Source organism: Streptomyces sp. NPDC005402 (assembly GCF_040606575.1).
Taxonomy (GTDB): domain Bacteria; phylum Actinomycetota; class Actinomycetes; order Streptomycetales; family Streptomycetaceae; genus Streptomyces.
Map to the genome: position 1 here is coordinate 102,704 of NZ_JBEXFB010000025.1, position 19,441 is coordinate 122,144.

Below are 19,441 nucleotides of genomic sequence, written 5' to 3' on the forward strand. Positions count from 1 at the left end.
CGGCGCGCGGCACCCCGTCCGACGCAGAGAAACCCAAGAGGTCACCCATGACGGACAGCATCGCGGTCGGCCGTCCCGCGCCCGCCGCCCATGGCACCAGCAGGCTGCGCGTCTACGCGCGGCTCGGCAAGCTGGACGTGTACGACTACTACCTCGGAATCTTTCTTGCCCTCTCCGCCGCCCTGTTCCCGGTCGGCGACTTCACGGCCCGGCAGGCGCTGGTGCTGGTGCTGTTCCTGGCCGGGGAGATCGCGGTCCTGATGGCGATGGTCGCCCTGGACGACGTCACCGGCTTCCGGGACGGCAGTGACCTCACCAACTACGGTCCCGACAATCCACTCCGCAGCAAGGCACGCAAACCGCTCGTCGCCGGGACGCTGACGGTGCCGCAGGCGTTGCGCTTCGCCTGGGGCTGCGCGGCCGCGGGCGCTGTGCTGTGGGTGGGCGCCGCCGCGCTGGCACCGCACCGCCCGCTGTGGGCGCTGGTGGCGGCGGGCGCGCTGTTCGCCGTGTCGCTGCAGTACTCGTACGGCCTGAAGATCAGTTACCACGGTTTCCAGGAGGCGTTCCTCGTCGCTCTCGGTGCCGTGCTCGTGATCGTGCCGTACGGCCTGGTGGCAGGGGGCTGGTCCGGCTTCCTGATGGTGCAGGCGGTGCTCTTCGGGTTCGGGCCGCTGATGTTCGGCGTCTACTCCAACACCAACGACGTCGCCGGCGACCGGACGGTGGGCCGTCCGACCGTGGCGGCTCTGGTGTCCGAACGGGGCAACGCCGTCTTCATCGGGGCCCTGTCGGTCACCGAGTTCCTCATCGGTGCGGTCGCCTCGGTCACCGGGGCGGCCCCGTGGTGGTTCGTGCTGCTGATGCTGCCGGCGACCGCGCTGCGGGCCCGCCAGTACCTGACCGGGTTCGTCCGGGCAGACATCATGACGGCCCGCCGGACGGGCTTCGCGGTGCACCGGCTGAGTGTGGTGCTGATGACCGTGGCCAACATCCTGGTGGCAGCGGGGGCCGCCCGATGACGCCCGAGGTCGACGTCGCGGTCGTCGGCGCCGGCATCGCCGGTCTGACCGCCGCCCACGAACTGCGGCGCGCCGGGCTGTCGGTGCGGGTCTACGAGCAATTGCCGCAGGTGGGCGGCCGGATGCGCAGCCTGCGCCACGAGGGCTGGACGGTGGACACCGGAGCCGAGCAAGTCGCCTCGCGCGGCTACCGTGCCACCTGGGAGCTGCTGCGCCGACTGGGCGCCGGCCCGGCGGACGTCCCCCGGGTCGGCGGTGGGGTGGCCGTCTGGCGTGACGGGCGCGCCCACCTCGGCGTCGGCGAGAGCACGGCGGTGTTCACCGGCGCCGGCCTGTCCGCCCGCGCCCGGCTCGACCTGGCCGTCTTCTCGGCGTGGACCGGTCGCCGTCGCACCCGGTTCGACGGCGACCGCCCCGAGCACAGTCCGCTCGGTGCCGCCAGCGTGCGGGAGACGGCCGCCCGCTACCACCCCGACCTGCACGACTACCTCCTCCAGCCGGTCGCGGGGTGCTTCTTCGGCTGGGACACCGCCCGCTCCGCCGCCGCCCCCCTGGTGAGCCTGCTGCTGGAGACCGGCTCCCCCACCACCTGGCGTACCTACCGGGGTGGCATGGACTTCCTGGCCCGCCGGCTGGCCGCCGGTACCGACGTCGTCACCGGCCGCGCCGTGCGGGAGGTCACCGACGCGGGCGAGCACGCCGTCCTGCGGTTCGACGACGGTGAGGTCAGGGCGCGGGCCGCGGTCCTGGCCGTACCGGCTCCCGTCGCGGCGGCGCTCCGCCCGGACGTCCCCGCCGACGAGCGACCGTTCGTCACGGCCTGCACCTTCACCCCGATGATGAAGGTCAGCTACCTGCTGGACCGCCCGCTGGCCCCGGCCGACCGGCGTCCGGTGCATATCCTGCTCACCCCGGCCGTCGAGGAGGACGTACTCTCCGGTGTGGTCGTCGACCACGCCAAGGACCCCGGCCGGGCCCCCGCCGGGCGCGGGCTGATCACCCTCGTGGCCGGTCCGCGCCGGGTCCGCGAGCTGCTGGACGCCTCCCCCGACGAGGCCGCCGATGTGCTCGCCCACGCGGCGGAACGCTACGTACCGGGCCTCGCCGGTGCCCGCCGCCACCACCTCGTGCACGCCTTCCGCCACGGCCTGCCGGAAGCCACCCCGCAGGCGCTGCGGGAACGCCCCGGCTTCCTGGCCCGCCCGGCGCGCGCCGTGGAGTACGCCGGCGACTGGGTGATGCTGCGGCCCGCGTCCGAGGGTGCCGTTCGCGCGGGCGCGCTGGCCGCGTCCCGTGTCCTGAGCAGGCTGCGGCGGCGCCCGTCGTCCGGCCCCGACCTGGCGGAGGAGATCCGTGCGACCGCATGACATGGGCACCCTGTTCGACGACGCGGCGGCGGGCGGCGCCCGGACCGTGTTCCACCTGGACCGGCCCTTCGACATCGCCCCGCAGGCGGGCACCCGGTGGACCGTCGCTGAGCTCGCCGCCCTGGTCCGCGCCACCGCCGCCCGGCTCACCGGAGCCGGGGTCCGGCCCGGGGACCGCGTGGCCATCGTGAAGAACAACCACTGGGACTACGACCTGCTCGCCTGCGCCGCCGTCCGCGTCGGCGCCGTGCCTGCCCAACTGTCCGCCCGACTGGACACCCCGGACCTCCTCACCCTGCTGCGGCGGCTGCGGCCGGCCGCGCTGATCACCACCTCCGCGGTGCTGGCCCGCTGCCGGGACGCCGCCGCCGCGGCCCCCCTCTGCATCACCGTCGACACCGCTGTGCCCGGCGCGACCCACCTCGCCGCACTGGACGCCTCCGGACCCGGTGCGCCGGTACGGCGCCACGAGGACGAGCCCTTGGTCATCCACCACACCTCGGGGACGACCGGCGTGCCCAAACTGGTGGTCCACTCCACGCGGACACTCGTGCACAAGCTGGCCCGCCTGGAGGCGGTGCGCTACCCGGGTATCGGCCTGCGCCGGGACGACGTCCTGTGCAACGCCAGCGCGTACGCACACGGGCGCACCTTCTGCTGGACGGCGGTGGTGACGGCGCTCGCGCCCGCCAGGATCGTGGTCCTCACCGGCGACGACCCGGACACCGCCGACCCGTTGCTGCGGGCGTACCCGCCCACCGTGGTGGAGGCGCTGCCGGCCACCTACGTCCGGCTGCGGCGGCTCACCGTACGGCTGGACAACCCGTTCCGGCGCGTCCGCCTGTACATCAGCACCTACGACGCGATGCACCCGCCCGCCCTGCGCGCGTACCTGACCGCCAGCCGCCGCGCCCACCCGCTGTGGATGCAGGGCTGGGGCCAGACCGAGACCGGACCGCTGACGTTCCGCTTCCACACGCGGAGCTCCGCGCTCGCACCGAACGCCGCGTCCACGACGCGCAAGTTGGGCCGTCCGGTGCCGGGCCGGACCCGGCTGCGCGTGGTGGACCCGGACACACTGCGCCCGGTCCCGCGCGGCCGCCCGGGTCTGCTCCTGGTCCGCACACCGGCCCTCGCCCTGGGCTACGTCGGCGAACAAAAACGCTGGGAGGCCAAGCGCGTCGGCAACTGGTGGTCCACGGGTGATGTGGGGGTGCACCACCGCGACGGCAGCGTCAGCGTCCTGGACCGCGAGGCCGACACCCTGCCCGGAATGAGCTGCCTGCGGACCGAGGACGTGCTGGAGCAGCGGCTGCCCCAGGCCCTGGAATGCGTGATCGTCGGCGCCCCGGACGGCGATCCGCTGCCGGCCGTGGTCACCGCCGACGGCCGACTGGATCCGGATGCCTGGAAACAGGCCGCCCAGGGGCTGCCGACGATGCGTCAGCCCGCGGTCCTGACCTGGGACGAGGTCCCTCGCACGGGCACCGGCAAGGTTCGCCGCGCCGCCCTGGCCCGGCACCTCACCGGCACCGCGGTCACCGGGACCGGCCGCTGGACCTGACAAAGGCCACCACCTACGAGCCGGGCCTGACAAGCCACCGCCTACGAGCCTGATCTGACAAGCCACCACGTGGCGAGAGGAGTTCTGCGTGCCCCAGCCGTCTCCCGATACCCAGTCCCAGCCGTCCCACGCCCGGGAGCCGTCCCACGCCCGGGAAAGCGCCCGCGCGGTCTTCGGCAACGGCACCGCGCACAGCCGCGACCAGCACCGCTGCGTGGCCGCCGCGTACGACCCGGTGACCCTGCCCCGGCTTGCCGCCGTTGGCGTCGGTCCGGGCTGGCGCTGTCTGGAGGTCGGTGCCGGCGGTGGGAGCATCGCGCGCTGGCTGGCGGACCGGGTCGCACCGGGCGGCTCCGTGCTCGCCACCGACCTCGACCCCCGCGACCTGGTACCCGGCCCGGGCCTTGAGGTCGCTGCCCTCGACGTGACCCGCGACCCGCTCCCGGAGGGAGCCTACGACCTGGTGGTGGCCCGCCTGGTCCTGCAGCACGTGCCCACCCGTGACACCGTCCTGCACAAGCTGGTGCGCGCCCTCAAACCCGGCGGCCTGCTGCAGATCGACGAGATCGACGCCTCCTACGAACCGCCTCTGCTCACCCCGGACGCAGGGGCCGAGGCACTGTACGTCCGGTTCCTCGAGGCCAAGACGGCGGCGCTGCGCGCCGCGGGCGGCGACCCGTGCTGGGCACGGAAAGTACCGGCCGTCATGAAGGCGGCCGGGCTGACCGCCCTCGACGTCCACCTCCACATCGGCGTACGACACGCACAGGACCCCGGCCTGGGGCTCCAGCTGAACCACACCCGCAACCTCCGGGACCGGCTCAAGGAACAGGGCATGACCGACGACGACCTGGACCGGGTGCGGGATCTGATGCGGGACCAGTCCTTCCGTGCCGCCTCCAGCGTCTTCTACTCCGTACAGGGCCGTCGGCCCGCCGAGGAGCGGCCGTGACGCCGGGACTGCGGACCGAGGCCCGACCGGCCGTCGCCACCACGATCGCGGAGCGTCTGCTGCGGCACACCGCACAGGCCCTGTCGCAGGGGGCCGGCGCCGGCCCGGACCCGGTGCAGCCGCGCATCGAGTGGGCGGGCCCCGTCGCAACGGACCTGCCGGACGAGCGTGCCGTACAGGCCGCCTGCGGGCTGATGCACGTCCACGGCCGGGCCACGGGCGGGCCCTCCCCGCTGGCAGTCGACTACGCCTCGGTCGTGACAGGCGTACTCGCCGCCCTGGGCGCCACCGCCCTGCGCGTCGGGCGGGCCCGCGGGCTGGACCTGTGCGAGGTGCGGACCTCGGTGGCTCAGGGAGCGCTGCTGGCGGTCGGCCAGTACCTCGCCGCCGCGACGGCCGGGGGGAGCGGTGGCCCGGCAGAACCCGGACGCCCGCCCGCCTCCGCGACGCAGACGGGTGGCGGCCTGGCGACCCTGGTCACGTCCGACGATGTCCGGGTGGAGGTCGAGACTCTCGACCCGGACGCCTGGCGGGAGTTCTGGGCCCGGCTCGGTGTGCCGCCCCCTGTCGCGGGCCGCGGCTGGCTGCCCTTCCAGCAGCGGTTCGCCACCGCCGTCTGTCCCCTCCCCGACCCGCTGCGGCAGGCCGCACGCCGTCACACGCTGCCGCATCTGCGCGCCGCCGCAGACCACAGCGGGGTCAGCCTCCTCGTCGTACGTTCCGACCCGGCCCCCGCCGTCCGCCTGGAGCCCTGGGAACTGGCCCCCTGGCCGCAGCCGGATCCCGCGCCGGGTCGGGGGCCGCAAGCGGACAGCGCCGTCGGGGCCCCCTCCTCCCCGCGCCCGGCCCGCGACGCGGCCCTGCCGCTGACCGGGATCCGGGTCGTGGAGTCCACCCGCAGAGTGCAGGGCCCGCTCGCCGGGCACATCCTGCGGATGCTGGGCGCCGACGTCGTACGGATCGAGCCGCCCGGCGGCGACCCGATGCGCTGGCTCCCCCCGCTGGCGGGCGAGTGCTCGGCCCGGTTCCTGGCGCTCAACGCGGGTAAGCCGGTCATCGAGGCCGACCTCACCACCGCGGAGGGCCGCGGCACCGTCCGCGCCCTGGCCGCCGAAGCCGACGTGTTCCTGCACAACTGGGCCCCCGGGAAAGCTTCCCGTCTCGGTCTGGCCGCCTCCGACCTGATGCCCGGGAGCCCCGCTCCGGTGTACGCCTGGGCATCCGGCTTCGGCGACGCCTTCGGTGACCGGCCCCCCGTGGGCACCGACTACCTCGCCCAGGTGCACAGCGGACTCGCCGCCGCGGTACGACCGGCCGACGAACCCCCGGCCCCGTCCCTGATGACCCTCACCGACGTGCTCGGCGGGCTGGTGTGCGCCCAGGGCGTGCTGACCGCGCTGGCGGTCCGTGAGACGGCCCACCGGGGCAGCCAGGTCCACTCCTGTCTGCTCTCCGCGGGCGCCCTGGTCCCCCGTCCCGCGCACCGGGTCCGCTGGACGCCACTGGACCGGCCGCTGCGCACGGCGGACGGCCACCTGTACCTCGGCCCCCGCGCCCGGCGGCACCCCGAGGCGGTGCGCCGCCTCCTGGACGGCTCCGACACCACGTCCGCGCGGGACGTCGCGGCCCGGTTCGCCCGTCGTACGACCGAGGAGTGGCGGGTGCGGCTGGCCGAGGCGGGGCTGACGGCGACCTCCGTACTGACCGACCTGTCCGACCTGCCCCACGACGCCGCCTTCCGGAAAGCCGTGGCGCCACCGGGCCCGGCAGACGGGTTCGCCCGTCCGTACACACCGTGGGAGTTCGCATGACAGCCGCTCCCACCACGACGGGGACGACGGGGACGACGGGTAACGAGCAACCGGTGTGGACCTCACGCGCCGGAGTCCCGTTCCCCGATTTCGTGCCCCGCGACCTGCGACGGGCCTGGGTGGCGGCCGGCGTGTGCCCGGACACCGACCTGTACAGCCTGTTCACCGCCCATGTCCGGGAACACCCGGACCGTGAGGCGCTGGTGGACGACGCCGGTGTGCTGTCCTACGCGGCCCTCGACACCGAGGTGCGCCGCATCGCAGCCGTGTTCGAGCAGGCGGGCCTGGGGGCCGGGGACGTGGTGGCACTGCGGCTGCCCAACGGACGCGACGCCGTCGCCGCGGAACTCGCCGTGTACGCGATCGGCGGGGTGGCCCTCCCTCTCCCACCGGGCCGCGACGACCGTGACCTGCGGGCGCTGCTCGCCCGCTCACGGGCCCACGGCGCCGTCCTCACCGTGGAGCCTCAGGCGCAGGTCGTCTGGGACCTTCCCCACCTTCACACCGTGTTCGTACCCGGCTCCGGCAAGGGACGGACCCAGGGGCTGCACGCCCCGCTCCCCACGTCTCGGCACGGCCGGCGGCACCGGTCGGCCGATCCGTACGGCCCCGCCCGCATCCTGGTGTCCTCGGGTACCGAGTCCGAGCCGAAGATGGTCGCCTACAGCCATCACGCCCTGGCCGGCGGCCGGGCCCGCTACGTCCGGGCGCTCCACCCGAATTCCTCGGTGCCGCCCCGTCACCTCGTCCTCGTCCCGCTGGCTTCCTCCTTCGGCTCCCTCGGCACGCCCGTCACCCTCGCCGCCCTCGGCGGCACTCTAATCGTGCAGTCGGTGTTCGACGCGGAGGACGCGCTGCGGCTGGTCGCCGAGCACCGCCCCACCCACCTCTTCGCGGTGCCCACGATGCTCCGCCGGCTCGTCGACCTGCCACCCCGGCCCGACGAGGACACCTCGTCGCTGCGCGTCGTCGTCTCCAGCGGCGCGGCGCTGCCCGCAGCCACCGCTGACGCGTGCCTCAGGCGGTTCACCCGGCCGGTGGTGACGGTCTACGGCTCCTCGGACGGCGTGAACTGCCACACCGCGGGCGAGTGCCACCCGCCGGGCGACAGCGTCGGCACCCCCGACCCCACAGTCGCCCGCATCCGGGTCACCGGCCCGGACGGCAGGCCCCTGCCCACCGGGCACACCGGCCAGATCGAGGCCAGAGGCCCCATGACACCGATGTGCTACGTCAACGCGCCGGAACTGGACGCCCGTTACCGCACGTCGGACGGCTGGGTGCGCACCGGCGACCTCGGCCGGCTGGACGAGCACGGACGGCTGCACGTCCTGGGACGGCTCAAGCGCATCGTGATCCGCGGCGGCCTCAACATCAGCCTCGCCGAGGTCGAACGCGAACTCGGCAGCCATCCCGCGGTGGCCGAGGCGGTCTGCGTCCCGGTACCCGACCCGGCCCTCGGCGAACGCCTGTGCGCCTGCGTCCGCCCGGCCCCCGGCACGCCCACGCCCACCCTGTCCAACCTCACCACCCACCTGCTGAACCGCGGCCTGGCCCGCCGCAAACTCCCCGAACTCCTCCTGGTGGTGGAGGAGATGCCCCTCGGCCCCACCGGCAAGATCTGCCACCGCACCCTGGCCGCCCGGGCGATTCAGCACCACGCCCCGGACCGGTCTGAAGGCGGGTGACGACCGGCCACTCACGTCCCTCCGCCGCTCCCCCGGAGGGCAGACACCGGCCGGTCAACGCCAGGCGCGTACGAGGGCCTCCGGACCCCAGTGCGGCGCGAGCGGCAGGCCGCAGGCGATCCCGCTGCGTGAGACCGCGACGAGAGGCGTGTCGTTCCCATGCCCGGACCCCAACCACATCGTGCAGACCCGGGCCCTGCACGCTTGACTGAGCTTGGCGCAACGCGAATGTCCGTCACCCCGACGTGCTTGCAGCCCAGCGCCGCGAGCACGCTCGCGTGCGCAGCGAGAAGGGCATCCGTCGGAGCGGACGTCCCCTGGCCGATGCCGCTTGACCGGCCGGCGACCTGCCCGGCCGGGTCCTAGCGGTAGCCGTCCGCCCTGGCGTCGGCTGGAGCGAGGCGGAGCCAGGGATGCCCTGCTCTGTTGGAGGCAGCGAACCGTAGGAGGTCAAGAAGAGTGCACCCGGGTAGCCCGAAAACTCACGGGGTGCGCTGCGGCGAGGCGAACGAGGAGCGGCAACCACGTACGACGCCGACCGGGCTCAGACGGCTCCTGGAGTCGGACAACGTGCCGGACCGGGGACCGGCCCACTGAAATTGGCGCTTCAAAGCACCCTGGGTGTCGGTGACATCGACTTTCGCCGGCCGACTCAGCGCGGCATGACTGACCTCGACGAGTCTGCCTGCACCGTTGACCGAAGGGATCCTGGGCCGGGACCGGGGCCTGGGCGGAAGCCCAGCCCTCACCGTGATCACTGTTTCCGGGCCCCCGCCCTGCGCGGCAACGGGGAGGGGGAAGGGCGCTGAGTGTGGAGGACAAACAGCGCCAGGGCGCCGGTTGCTGCGGACCAGGTGAGGGAGAGTAGGCCGTGGGACCAGGGGATTCTTGGCGTGAGTGCTGAGCTGAGCGCCAGCTGGGTCACGCCGTACAGAGGAAGCGCGGACACGCCTGTCACATCCATGAGGGTGTTGAAGACGGGATTCTGCAGGCCGGTGTCGACCAGGCTGAGCATGATGATGAGGAAGAAGCCCTCCAGCTCGCCGTGGACCAGAGAGCCGAGCAACAGGCCGATGCCGCCGTAGGCGAGGCCGGCACCCGCAAGGGCCAACATCAGAGGGCCGGCGTGGCGTACGGGCAGGGAGATCCACAGCAGGACCGACGTGTAGACGGCCAGCAGGGCGGCGGTGAGGGTGACGGCGGCGAGCTTGGCCAGGAGCATCGGCAGCCGGGGGTAGCCGGCCAGCAGCAGACGGCGGTCCATCTGCCGGGACTGAAAGGTCTCGGTGAAGGTGATGAAGCCGGCGACCATGGTAATGGCGCCCAGCGCGCTGGCCACCTGGCCCACCTGGCTGGCCGGCGCGGAGACGGGGGCACTGATGGCGTCGAGCCAGATGCGTACCACTTCGTCGGAGGTGCACATGCGTGCCACGGCGATCCAGACCGGGATGAACGCGACGGCCAGAGCCAACGCCAGCCGGTTGCGCAGGTGGCCCAGCAGAGTGCAGCGCAGCAGTTCGGTGAATGACATCCGGGAGAGCCTCAACGGATGGTCTCCTCGAAGTACAGACGCCCCTGGCGCAGATGAGCGATCGCATCGAAGTGATGCAGGTCGTGCAGCAGATGCGAAACCACGATGATCGACCGGCCCTGATCACGCAGACCGGCGGCCAGAGCCCAGAACCGCTGGTGGGTGTCCCAGTCGAAGCCCTGGTAGGGCTCATCGAGAACCAGCAGCTGCGGATCGTGCATGAGCGCGATCAGCAGGTTCAGCTTCTGCCGTGTTCCACCACTGAGTTCGCCGACCTGCTGTCGACGGCAGTCGGACAGCGCCAGCAGCTCCATCAGTTCGTCGGCGCGTTCCAGAGCCGGCAGCCGGTAGGCCATCTGGAACAACCGCAGATGCTGTTGGACGGTGAACGCATCGTTCAGTACCGCTCGCTGCGGGCAGTACCCCACCGTCCCGGTCCGTGTCACCGTCCCGCGATCAGGTGCGAGGTGTCCTACGGCGATCTGGAGCAGCGTGCTCTTGCCGGCCCCGTTCTCGCCGACGACTCCCACCAACGTCCCGGCAGGCACATCAAGGTCCACATCGCGCAGGACCTGTTTGCTGCCGTACCCCTTGCACACTCCGCTGATCCACAGCCGTGGCCGGTGGCACGTCGTCACTGCCTGCACAAGAACCCCTCGAAAGACGGATCGGTGTAGCCGGGCCGACCCGGAGGACGAGCCCGTCGCAGAGAGCCGGGGCCGCGCACGTCCATGTCTCCTGCCGCGTCCGGCGCCTGACGCTCAGCTGCGTGTGGTCCGGACGGTTGCGGCCTTGGGCGGACCGACCCCCTTGTAGGCGGCGGCACCCTGCTGCCCGGTGTCAACGAGTCCGTACCTCCGATGTAACGGCGGCCACCGCCGTGCCGGTCCACAGGTGGCATCGCCGTTCCACGGGCCTCTAGCCCGCGCGTGACGTGAATCGGGACTTGCCGTTGAAGCAAGCGATGACCCTTACACCACAGCGAGACGTCAGCACTCCCACGATCGTGATCGGGGCCGGCCCCCACGGCCTGGCGGCCGCCGCGCTACTGCGCCGCTCCGGCACACCGACCGTGATCCTGGAAAGGTCGGACCGAGTAGGAGCCAGTTGGGCGCAGCGATACGACCATCTGCGCCTGCACACCACCCCCGGCACCTCCAGACTTCCCGGCCTGCCGGTGCCGCGTCAGGCCGGCCCGTGGATGAGCCGGGACGACTATGTGCGCTACCTGGAGAGCTACGTGGCCCACCACCGGCTCGACGTCCGGCTGACGACCCCGGTGCTGCGCATCGAGAAGGCCGAGTCCGGCTCGAGTCCCCGGTGGCTGGTCCACACCCCGGGCGGCCCCTTCCCCACTGAGGCGGTCGTGGTGGCCACCGGCCGCTGCCACGCCCCGAACATCCCCCACTGGCCCGGGCGTACGACCTTCACCGGCACGCTGCTGCACTCGGCCCACTACCGCTCCCCTGCCCCCTACCGCGGGCAGCACGTCCTGGTTGTCGGTGCAGGTAACAGCGGTACCGAGATCGCCAGTGTCCTGGCCGGAGCCGGAGCCGAACGGGTAAGGATCGCAGTCCGCACCCCACCCAACATCCTGCCCCGCTCAAGTGCCCGATGGCATGCGGTCGGCCGACTGACGGAAGTCCTTCCGCTGGCTTGGCGCGATCGCACCTCTCTGCTCACGCAACGTCTCGCGGTACCCGACCTGACCTCACGGGGACTGCCACGGCCCCGGACGGGCCTGTACACCCGGAACGTCCGCGAAGGGGTCAACCCCGTGCTCGACCACGGCTTCGTGGACGCCGTCCGGTCCGGGCGGGTCGAGCCGGTCACGGCCGTCCAGGGGTTCGACGGCCCAGACGTGGTGCTGGCCGACGGCACCCGACTGCGGCCCGACACCGTCATCGCCGCCACTGGGTACCGGACCAACCTCCAGGACATGGTCGGCCCCCTGGGCGTTGTCGACGAGGACGGACAACCCCTTGCCGTAGGTCCACAGACCCATCCCCGAGCACCGGGTCTCTACTTCACCGGCTACACCAATCCCCTCACCGGCGTTCTCCGCCAGGCGGGCATCGAGGCGCGCGCCATCGCCCGCGCGATCGGCCGCGAGGCCACGTCGGCACCTTCTTTCGGCCCGTAGGTGGAGACCGACCGGCGACGTCACCGTCACAACCGCAGCCGACGTGGCGGGCAGCCGTCGCTGCCACACGCCAAGCGATCAACGTGCTCGAGAGCGGGGACAGACGGTGTCGGGGGCGTCGAGGGGAACGTTCGCGGACGGCCCGTTTCGGCCAGGATGACGACCTGCCCACATCGGCCGCACGTGCGCGCGCTCGGCATCCGCGGCACCGGAACCATCCAAATGGCGGCGGGGAAGGGCCGGGTCGGCTTCGGCGGCGCCGAGGGCATCGCCGCCGCCGTGGGCGCTTTGGCCGACGTACGTAACCTGCCGGCCGGTCGTCCAAAGTCACCTGACCCACGAGCAGTAGTGCGACCGTCTCGCGCCGGCCATGCCGATCACTCCCCTGCCGCCGCTCGCGCCGATGGGGGCGGTGCGAGCGGCGGGGAGGACGAGACTTCTGGACCAAGCCGAGTATCTAATCCTCGACGTTTCCACCCTTCCGAACGTCCCGGATCGGCGGGCCGCCCGTGTGGCTGCTGCGTCGCGTCGGTGTCTTGCCGGAAGGCAGACCGCAGCCGCGACGATCCCCCGCTGCGACGAACCGGCTCCGGTATCCGGCTGGAACGCGGCGGCCGCGTCAATCTGTGGACCGTCGAGAGCGGGCTCGGCCGGGCCGGACCCCATGGCCCATGCGGGTCGGCCGGGCCGGCGCCCAATCGGGCCGCTGGGTCAGCCGGGCCCGCATTCGCCCGGCACTCCCCCTGGCGCCTCGCTCGCCGACTGTGAACGTCGTGGAGAAACTGAGCCCAGTGCCCGCAAGCGCAGTGGAGAAACCAGGGAAATCGACCGTATGTTCTTGCATTCGCCGGGCACCAGGAGCGACGGAGGTTGATAACTATGGTTCCCCTGCTTCTCGTTCTTCTGCTGGCCCTGATCCTCTTCGGCGCGGGTTTCGCGCTGAAGGCACTGTGGTGGATCGCCGTCATCGTGCTGGTCGTCTGGCTGCTGGGCTTCGTCATGCGCTCCGCGGACACCGGCGGCCGCAAGGGCCGCTGGTATCGCTGGTAACCCACCAAGCAGCAACATGCCCGTGGGCCCCGGATGGATCCGGGGCCCACGGGCATGTCCCGGATCAGGACATCTCTCCGGGCAAACGGTGTGACTCCGCCCTCCCGGGAACCCGGCCATAGCTGGGGCGCCCGGTGAAGCAGCGGAACCTGCGCCTCCAACCACCGGACCCCAGCCACCGCGACACCCCACACGCGCACTCGCCGCACGGCTGTCTGCTACCGCAGGACGCGATGACTCACCACGTGCCGGTGCAGAGAAGAGCAACAGGCCGTCCGGCCGACGGCCGACCAGTTCGGCGTAGCGTTCCCAGCCGTGGGGCGCTGGCGTCCGCCGGCCGCCTGGTGATGTAAGGCTGTTGGGGCAGCGGGGCCGCTTGCCCGCGGTGCGTTCCGGGACGGCATCGGCGAGTACGGGCAACCTGCGCGTCATCCTCGTTGACGAGGAGACGGACACAGACGTTTGAGGCACGGCCGGAGAAGGTTTGATCATTCTGGACGGCCAAATGGCGAGACGGAGTCCGAGCCGGGGCAGCCCGACGAGAGAGTTCGTCGACGTGATGAGCGACGAGAGTGACCCACCCCGCCGACGAGCACCGCCTGTCGACGTGTAGACACAGCGGCGGACAGCCCAACCGCGAGGCCAAGTGCGGGTGGGGATGCAACTGCGTGCTCGTTACTCGGTGTGACGGACCGCCTTCTTCACCTCAAGCTCCACACCGGCCCGCACCGCGCCGTGCTCTTTCGCGTGCACGGTGACCGCGCCCCGCACATCTTGGGCCAGGTCACGCCATACCTGCCACGCGGTCTCGTAGGCGGGAGTGTCGCCTTTGCTGCGCAGGGCCTGGACAGTCGCGTGCGCCTGGTCGGCGGCGCGTTGCTTCTCCACAAGTTCTTCGAAGGTGTGTGCCACGTAAAGACTTTAAGCCGTGCATGACGGGTCCGCTCCTCGCGACGTGCCCAACAGGGAGCTCACCCGCCTACTCCTCGATTGGCGGTCGCCACTCGCGAGCTCGAAGCCCCGGCACATCCCGGGCCAGCTGAACAGCACCCACACGGACCAGATCTCCCGAAGCCATCGCGAAGAACATCGGGATGAAGAAGACGCGGCGTTGTGCAGGCCCCTGCCGGGGTCGGGTTCGCGTTCGGCCTGTTGCCACGTCAATTCACCCTCGGCTCGGACGTTCTACGCGACCCCGACCTCGCAACCGCCCTGCTCGCGGACGCGGTCGTGGACGGTCGAAGAACACGTCAGCTGACCCGAAGACCCACCGCCAGCGTCAGTTCAAGGACCCGGTCCGGCGACTCGAGGTCCGGAAACAGCTCCCGCAGCTGCGACATCCGGTACCGGACGGTCTGGGGATGGACGAACAACGCCGCCGCCACCTCGTTCCGCCTGCCATGGTGCAGCAGCCAGGCCCGCAACGTCTCCTCCAGCCGCTGCGCGGTCGTGACCGGCAAGGTCCGCAACGGTGCGAGGGCTCGGGCACGCAGGTCTGCGAACGCGTCCATGTCGGCGCTCAGGACCAGCTCGGGCAGGTGGTCCTCGGTGTCGCGGATATCAGCGGAGAGGGAGCGCGCGCGTACGGCTCGTGCGTACGAGGCGGACGCGCGAGTCCATGGCCGGGCCGGGCCGACCACGGCGGTGCGGTCGGTCAACTGTCTCAAGAGATGTGATCGGTCGGCGTCGGGGACGAGCAGTACGGCGAAGGCGTCCGGCAGATCGTCGAGGACGAGGGTGCTCGGGTCGAGCAGGCGGTAGGCAGGCCGGGCCTGGGCGGCGGGCAGCAGGACCGCGGTCAGCGAAACCGGAGGCTGCCACCCGGCCCGTTGAGCAGAGACGAGCAGCACGTCCGGGCTCGCGCCGGCGAGGAGGTCGCGGACCAGTTGTTCCAGGTGGCGCTCATGAGCCCGGCCCCGGGCGGCCAGTTCGTCGGCATGGCCCGCGGCACTCGCGGCGGAGAGTTCGTCGATGTAGGCGAAGGTCAGCTCGGCGAACTTGGCGACCTCGGCGGCGGGCAGACCTGCGGGTACGGCACCCGCGGCCAGACATCGCCAGGCCACGCGGGCGCCCACGCGATAGGCGCTGAGCAGGGCGTCCATCGAACGGCCGTCGCGCACCTCGCCCCGGCCCAGCTCGTAGGCTGCGTCACCGGCGTCGCCGCCCGTGGCGTTCCCGCTCGCGAGGTCCAGGTAGTGCCCGAGGGCGGTGCGAACGGCTCGGCGGATGGTGCCACCCATGCTGCCCGAAAGGGCGTTGGCGTAGGGAGGGACCTCGTCGATGATCGCCTGGACGACCTCGTCGGCGGTGGTCCTCAGCGCGGCCCGCAGTGCGGTGACCGTCCTCTCGTCCAGGGCCAGTTCGCTGGCCCTCTGGATTGCATGGCTCATGTTTTGTTCCCTGCGAACAATTCAACCGACCAGATTTACGTCCTGCGGTCAGGACTTTACGCCTTGAGGCGCAGCAAGCTGGACTCATGACGAGTGCAGCCCTCCGCAGTAGGGCGTGGAAACTGCTGGAGATGGTCACGACACCACTGCTGCCGTCGGACTACCTCGACCTGGTCAGCCCGCTGCGCGCGGGCGCCGACCTGCGCGGGCGCATCGAGGCCGTGCACCCCGAGACGGGTGACGCCGCGACCATCGTGATCAGGCCGGGACGGGGCTGGCGCGGCCACACGGCCGGTCAGTACGTGCGCGTCGGCGTCGACGTCGACGGGGTGCGCCTGTGGCGTGCCTACTCGCTCACCTCACCGGCAAACCGCCCAGACGGCCGCGTCACGATCACCGTGAAGGCGATCCCGGACGGCAAGGTCAGCAACCACCTGGTCCGCAGGGCGACACCGGGCACACTGATCCAGCTCGACCAGGCGACCGGTGACTTCGTGCTGCCGGAGGCCAAGCCCGCCAAGGTGCTCTTCCTGACGGCCGGCAGCGGCATCACGCCCGTGATGGGCATGCTGCGCGACACCGAGTTCAACGACGTCGTCATGGTCCACTGCGCGCCTCAGCCGCAGGACGTGATCTTCCGCAACGAACTGCACGACCTGGTCGCGGACAAGAAGCTGCAGCTCACCGAGGTGCACACCGACACCGACGGCATGCTCGACATCGCCCGTCTCGACGAACTCGTGCCCGACTGGGCCGAGCGCGAGACCTGGGCCTGCGGGCCTGCGGGCCTGCTCGACGCCGCCGAAAAGCACTGGAGCGAGCACGGCGTCCCGGAGCGCCTGCACACCGAACGCTTCCGCCCCAGCATCGTCGTCGCCGGTGACGGCGGCGAGGTCACGTTCAGCACCACCGGCAAGACCGTCGCCGCGAACGGCGCCACGCCGTTGCTGGACGTCGGCGAAGAGGCCGGCGTGCTCATGCCGTCCGGGTGCCGCATGGGCATCTGCTTCGGCTGCGTCACGCCGCTCAAGGCAGGCGCCGTCCGCGACCTGCGTACCGGCGAGATCACCGAGGCCGAGCCGGGCGTCCTCATCCAGACCTGCGTGTCCGCCGCGGCGGGCCCCTGCGACATCGAACGGTAGGAGCACCTTGACCGCCATTGACCCCACCGCCCATCTGACCGCGGAGCAGATCGAGGAGCTCGGCCGCGAGCTGGACGCGATCCGCGACGAGGTGATCGCCGGCCGCGGCGAGAAAGACGCCGCCTACATCCGTAAGGTCATCTCGGCGCAGCGCAAGCTCGAGCTGGTCAGCAGGGGCGTGCTGCTGTTCTCGATCTTCCCGCCCGCGTGGCTGATCGGCACCGCCGGTCTGTCCGTGGCGAAGATCATGGACAACATGGAGATCGGCCACAACGTCCTGCACGGCCAGTGGGACTGGATGCGGGACCCGAAGATCCACTCCACCACCTGGGACTGGGATCACGTCTCGCCGGCCGAGCAGTGGAAGCACTCGCACAACGAGCTGCACCACACGTACACCAACGTGATCGGCAAGGACAACGACCTCGGCTACGGCATCATGCGCGTCGACGAGGACCAGAAGTGGCACCCGATCCACCTCGGCCAGCCGCTGTGGAACTTCATCAACGCCTGCTTCTTCGAGTACGGCATCGCGGCGTACGACCTGGAGCTCGGCAAGAACCTGGACAAGCGCCGCCGCAAGGACCCGGAGTTCCGCGCGCGGGCCAGGGCCGTGGGCCGCAAGATCCGCAAGCAGGTGCTCAAGGACTACGTGATCCACCCGCTGCTGTCGGGCCCGTCGTTCCTCCCCACGCTCGCCGCCACGTTCACCGCGAACCTGGTCCGCAACATCTGGTCCCACTCGGTGATCATGTGCGGGCACTTCCCCGAGGGCGTGCAGGTCTTCGAGCGCCGGTCGATCAAGGGCGAGACGCGCGGTCAGTGGTACCTGCGCCAGATGATGGGCTCGGCGAACATCAGCGGCAGCAAGGCAATGCACTTCATGACCGGCAACCTGTCGCACCAGATCGAGCACCACCTGTTCCCGGACCTGCCGAGCAACCGGTACGCCGAGGTCGCGGTGAAGGTGCGCGCGCTGTTCGAGAAGTACGAGCTGGACTACGTCACCGGGCCGCTGCCCAAGCAGGTGTTCTCCGCGTGGCACAAGGTCTTCCGGCTCTCGCTGCCGAACAAGAAGCCCAAGGTCGACACGCCGGCCCGCGAGCAGGAGCTCGTCGCGGCCTGATTCCCGGTACGGGTTCAGCCCTTCGTCCGTACCGGCGGCACCGCCGGTCTCGGTGACATCCGTTGCGGACGGTGGGCGACCCCGACATCCCCGTACGGGAGAGGCGACCTCGACCACAAGCACCCGGCCATCAGCCGGCCTTGATCAGTCGGCTACGTCGTTTGACGCTGGACGACGGTGAGGATGTCACCCGCACCAGGCGCGCTGGGCGCTGCCGGGGCCGTAGCGCCGGCCATCGACAGGATGCGTGTGGTGAGACTGCCGGCTGCCGCGGTGAGGTCCATCCCGCAGGAGGCGGACCAGCGCCATGAAGTCGGTGATCTTGCCCGCTGCGTCGTGCTGCAGCACGTCGCAGCCGGTGAGGGTGAGTCCCTCGACCGTGGCCTCGACGACCAGGACGTGGTCGAGACCGTCCGGGGCACCGATCTCGCGCACATAGTGGAAGCCCTCGAAAACCTTGAGGGCGGCCCGGGGGAAGGCCACGGCGTACGCCTTCCCGGCGTGCCGGAGCACGACATCGGCCAGCACCGCCTCGAGCACTGGTAAGTACGGCGACATCAGAGCTGCTGTCCACAAGCGTGCATAGTCAAATTCACGAATAATCGATCACCTATGCTGGGGCCATGGCGCTCCGCAACGCGATCTTGGCAGTCCTCCTCGATACAGAGGCTTCCGGTTACGACCTCGCCAAGTACTTCGACGCGTCCGTAGCCAACTTCTGGACCTCGACGCCCCAGCAGATCTACCGCGAGCTGGAGAAGATGGAGGCCCAGGGCTTGGTGTCGGCGCGCGTCGTCCCACAGCAACGGCGGCCCAACAAACGACTCTTCTCGCTGACCGAAGCCGGCCGCGCCGAGCTGCACGGCTTCACCGCCCGACGGCCCAAACCGCTCGCCTACCGCGACGAGCTGCTGGTACATGTCCAGTCGCTGGAGGCAGGGGACGCCGAGGCCGTACGCCGCTCGGTGCGGGACAAACAGGAAGCCGCAGAGGCCAAGCTGAAACGGTACGAACGGCTTCGGGACCGCATCCTGGCCGGGCGGACCGAGGCGGACTTCCTTACAACGGCCGACCGGGTCGGCCCGTATCTCACGCTGGCACGCGGCATCGCGTTCGAACAGGAGAACATCCGCTGGTGCGGGTTCGTCCTCGAGGTTATCGACCGGCGGGCCGACCACGGCTGAGCCCGCGCTCGACCTCCGCACTCGCGTGGCGACGAGCGGGTCCGTTCCCGCGGCCCGGCAGTGTTCTGACGGAGAGCGCCCGGGTGCCCGCCATCGTCGCGAAGCTGGGCCGATCTCAAGGATTTAACCCCGCGGTGAGTGCCTGTCGGCCGACATCAGGCCGCCTCCGCATCGCCGTGGTGGGGGGCGCGGAACGCGGTTTCCCTGAGCAACCGTCAAGCGGAGAGGACTCGCGCGCACCCTTGTGCGCCGCTGGCGAGGTGGGCACCATGACCTCGGCCAGGCGCCAAGGAAGTCTGCGCTCGGGCCCGGACCGGCCGGAGAGGCGCACGGCTCGGTCATCGCTCCCGGGCCAGGCGCCACCAGTAGGCAAGGGCAACCGCGGCCCCGCGTTGCGCGCGAGGCACCGGTCGGTGACCCGGGTCAACTTCGCCGGCCCGGGGCGACGCTCCCCGGCCCGGCGAAGTTGAC

At 71.4% G+C, this 19,441-nt stretch carries 16 protein-coding genes and 1 pseudogene; 12 read left to right on the forward strand and 5 right to left on the reverse strand.

The features are described from left to right. Nucleotides 1–47 precede the first annotated feature (47 nt). The 7 genes and pseudogenes from ABZT02_RS36825 to ABZT02_RS36855 form a co-directional block, all read left to right on the forward strand. Nucleotides 48–1,022: a UbiA family prenyltransferase gene (locus ABZT02_RS36825; RefSeq protein ID WP_356025605.1), complete on the forward strand. Its 975-nt coding sequence runs from the start codon at nucleotides 48–50 to the stop codon at nucleotides 1,020–1,022. Beyond that, nucleotides 1,019–2,389, forward strand: coding sequence for an FAD-dependent oxidoreductase (locus tag ABZT02_RS36830; RefSeq protein WP_356025607.1), 1,371 nt, complete (start codon nucleotides 1,019–1,021; stop codon nucleotides 2,387–2,389). The genes ABZT02_RS36825 and ABZT02_RS36830 overlap by 4 nt, the downstream gene beginning before the upstream one ends. Continuing rightward, the gene (locus ABZT02_RS36835) at nucleotides 2,376–3,953 is read left to right on the forward strand and encodes a class I adenylate-forming enzyme family protein (protein ID WP_356025609.1); all 1,578 of its coding nucleotides are present in this window, start codon (nucleotides 2,376–2,378) and stop codon (nucleotides 3,951–3,953) included. The genes ABZT02_RS36830 and ABZT02_RS36835 overlap by 14 nt, the downstream gene beginning before the upstream one ends. A gap of 88 nt (nucleotides 3,954–4,041) precedes the next feature. Then, a complete protein-coding gene (locus ABZT02_RS36840; RefSeq protein ID WP_356025611.1) occupies nucleotides 4,042–4,905 on the forward strand; it encodes a class I SAM-dependent methyltransferase in 864 nt (287 codons plus the stop codon). Beyond that, entirely contained in the window at nucleotides 4,902–6,716 is a 1,815-nt protein-coding gene (locus ABZT02_RS36845; RefSeq protein WP_356025614.1) for a CoA transferase, read from the forward strand. The genes ABZT02_RS36840 and ABZT02_RS36845 overlap by 4 nt, the downstream gene beginning before the upstream one ends. Then, the gene (locus tag ABZT02_RS36850) at nucleotides 6,713–8,404 is read left to right on the forward strand and encodes a class I adenylate-forming enzyme family protein (RefSeq protein WP_356025616.1); all 1,692 of its coding nucleotides are present in this window, start codon (nucleotides 6,713–6,715) and stop codon (nucleotides 8,402–8,404) included. Before ABZT02_RS36845 ends, ABZT02_RS36850 begins: the two co-directional genes overlap by 4 nt. Before the next feature lie 169 nt (nucleotides 8,405–8,573). Then, nucleotides 8,574–8,739, forward strand: a pseudogene (locus tag ABZT02_RS36855) (IS630 family transposase); the annotation flags it as partial. Nucleotides 8,740–9,158: 419 nt separating this feature from the next. On the opposite strand, the gene ABZT02_RS36860 reads toward ABZT02_RS36855, so the two are convergent. Beyond that, nucleotides 9,159–9,935: a hypothetical protein gene (locus ABZT02_RS36860; protein WP_356025619.1), complete on the reverse strand. Its 777-nt coding sequence runs from the start codon at nucleotides 9,933–9,935 to the stop codon at nucleotides 9,159–9,161. Nucleotides 9,936–9,946: 11 nt separating this feature from the next. Continuing rightward, on the reverse strand, nucleotides 9,947–10,582 hold the full coding sequence (locus ABZT02_RS36865) for an ABC transporter ATP-binding protein (protein ID WP_356025622.1): 636 nt from the start codon (nucleotides 10,580–10,582) through the stop codon (nucleotides 9,947–9,949). A 317-nt stretch (nucleotides 10,583–10,899) separates the two neighbouring features. Here ABZT02_RS36865 and ABZT02_RS36870 point away from each other — a divergent pair, with 317 nt between their 5' ends. Continuing rightward, nucleotides 10,900–12,078: an NAD(P)/FAD-dependent oxidoreductase gene (locus ABZT02_RS36870; protein ID WP_356025624.1), complete on the forward strand. Its 1,179-nt coding sequence runs from the start codon at nucleotides 10,900–10,902 to the stop codon at nucleotides 12,076–12,078. 879 nt (nucleotides 12,079–12,957) lie between these two features. Next, nucleotides 12,958–13,128 carry a DUF5670 family protein gene (locus ABZT02_RS36875; RefSeq protein WP_030933194.1) on the forward strand — a complete coding sequence of 57 codons (171 nt, stop codon included), beginning with the start codon at nucleotides 12,958–12,960 and terminating at the stop codon, nucleotides 13,126–13,128. 675 nt (nucleotides 13,129–13,803) lie between these two features. On the opposite strand, the gene ABZT02_RS36880 is transcribed toward ABZT02_RS36875, so the two are convergent. Both ABZT02_RS36880 and ABZT02_RS36885 read right to left on the reverse strand, forming a co-directional pair. Then, the gene (locus tag ABZT02_RS36880; protein WP_356025628.1) at nucleotides 13,804–14,040 is read right to left on the reverse strand and encodes a hypothetical protein; all 237 of its coding nucleotides are present in this window, start codon (nucleotides 14,038–14,040) and stop codon (nucleotides 13,804–13,806) included. A gap of 338 nt (nucleotides 14,041–14,378) precedes the next feature. Beyond that, nucleotides 14,379–15,518, reverse strand: coding sequence for a helix-turn-helix domain-containing protein (locus ABZT02_RS36885; protein WP_356025630.1), 1,140 nt, complete (start codon nucleotides 15,516–15,518; stop codon nucleotides 14,379–14,381). Between the two features lie 86 nt (nucleotides 15,519–15,604). Here ABZT02_RS36885 and ABZT02_RS36890 point away from each other — a divergent pair, with 86 nt between their 5' ends. After that, nucleotides 15,605–16,660, forward strand: coding sequence for a ferredoxin reductase (locus tag ABZT02_RS36890; RefSeq protein ID WP_356025632.1), 1,056 nt, complete (start codon nucleotides 15,605–15,607; stop codon nucleotides 16,658–16,660). Nucleotides 16,661–16,667: 7 nt separating this feature from the next. Then, nucleotides 16,668–17,786 carry an acyl-CoA desaturase gene (locus tag ABZT02_RS36895; protein ID WP_356025635.1) on the forward strand — a complete coding sequence of 373 codons (1,119 nt, stop codon included), beginning with the start codon at nucleotides 16,668–16,670 and terminating at the stop codon, nucleotides 17,784–17,786. Nucleotides 17,787–17,972: 186 nt separating this feature from the next. Here the strand turns inward: ABZT02_RS36895 and ABZT02_RS36900 are convergent, their stop codons facing one another. Further along, entirely contained in the window at nucleotides 17,973–18,362 is a 390-nt protein-coding gene (locus ABZT02_RS36900; protein ID WP_356025637.1) for a nuclear transport factor 2 family protein, read from the reverse strand. A gap of 47 nt (nucleotides 18,363–18,409) precedes the next feature. Between ABZT02_RS36900 and ABZT02_RS36905 the strand changes: the two genes are divergently transcribed. Further along, complete coding sequence (locus tag ABZT02_RS36905) at nucleotides 18,410–18,970, forward strand: PadR family transcriptional regulator (protein ID WP_356025640.1); 561 nt, start codon at nucleotides 18,410–18,412, stop codon at nucleotides 18,968–18,970. The last annotated feature ends 471 nt before the right edge of the window (nucleotides 18,971–19,441 follow it).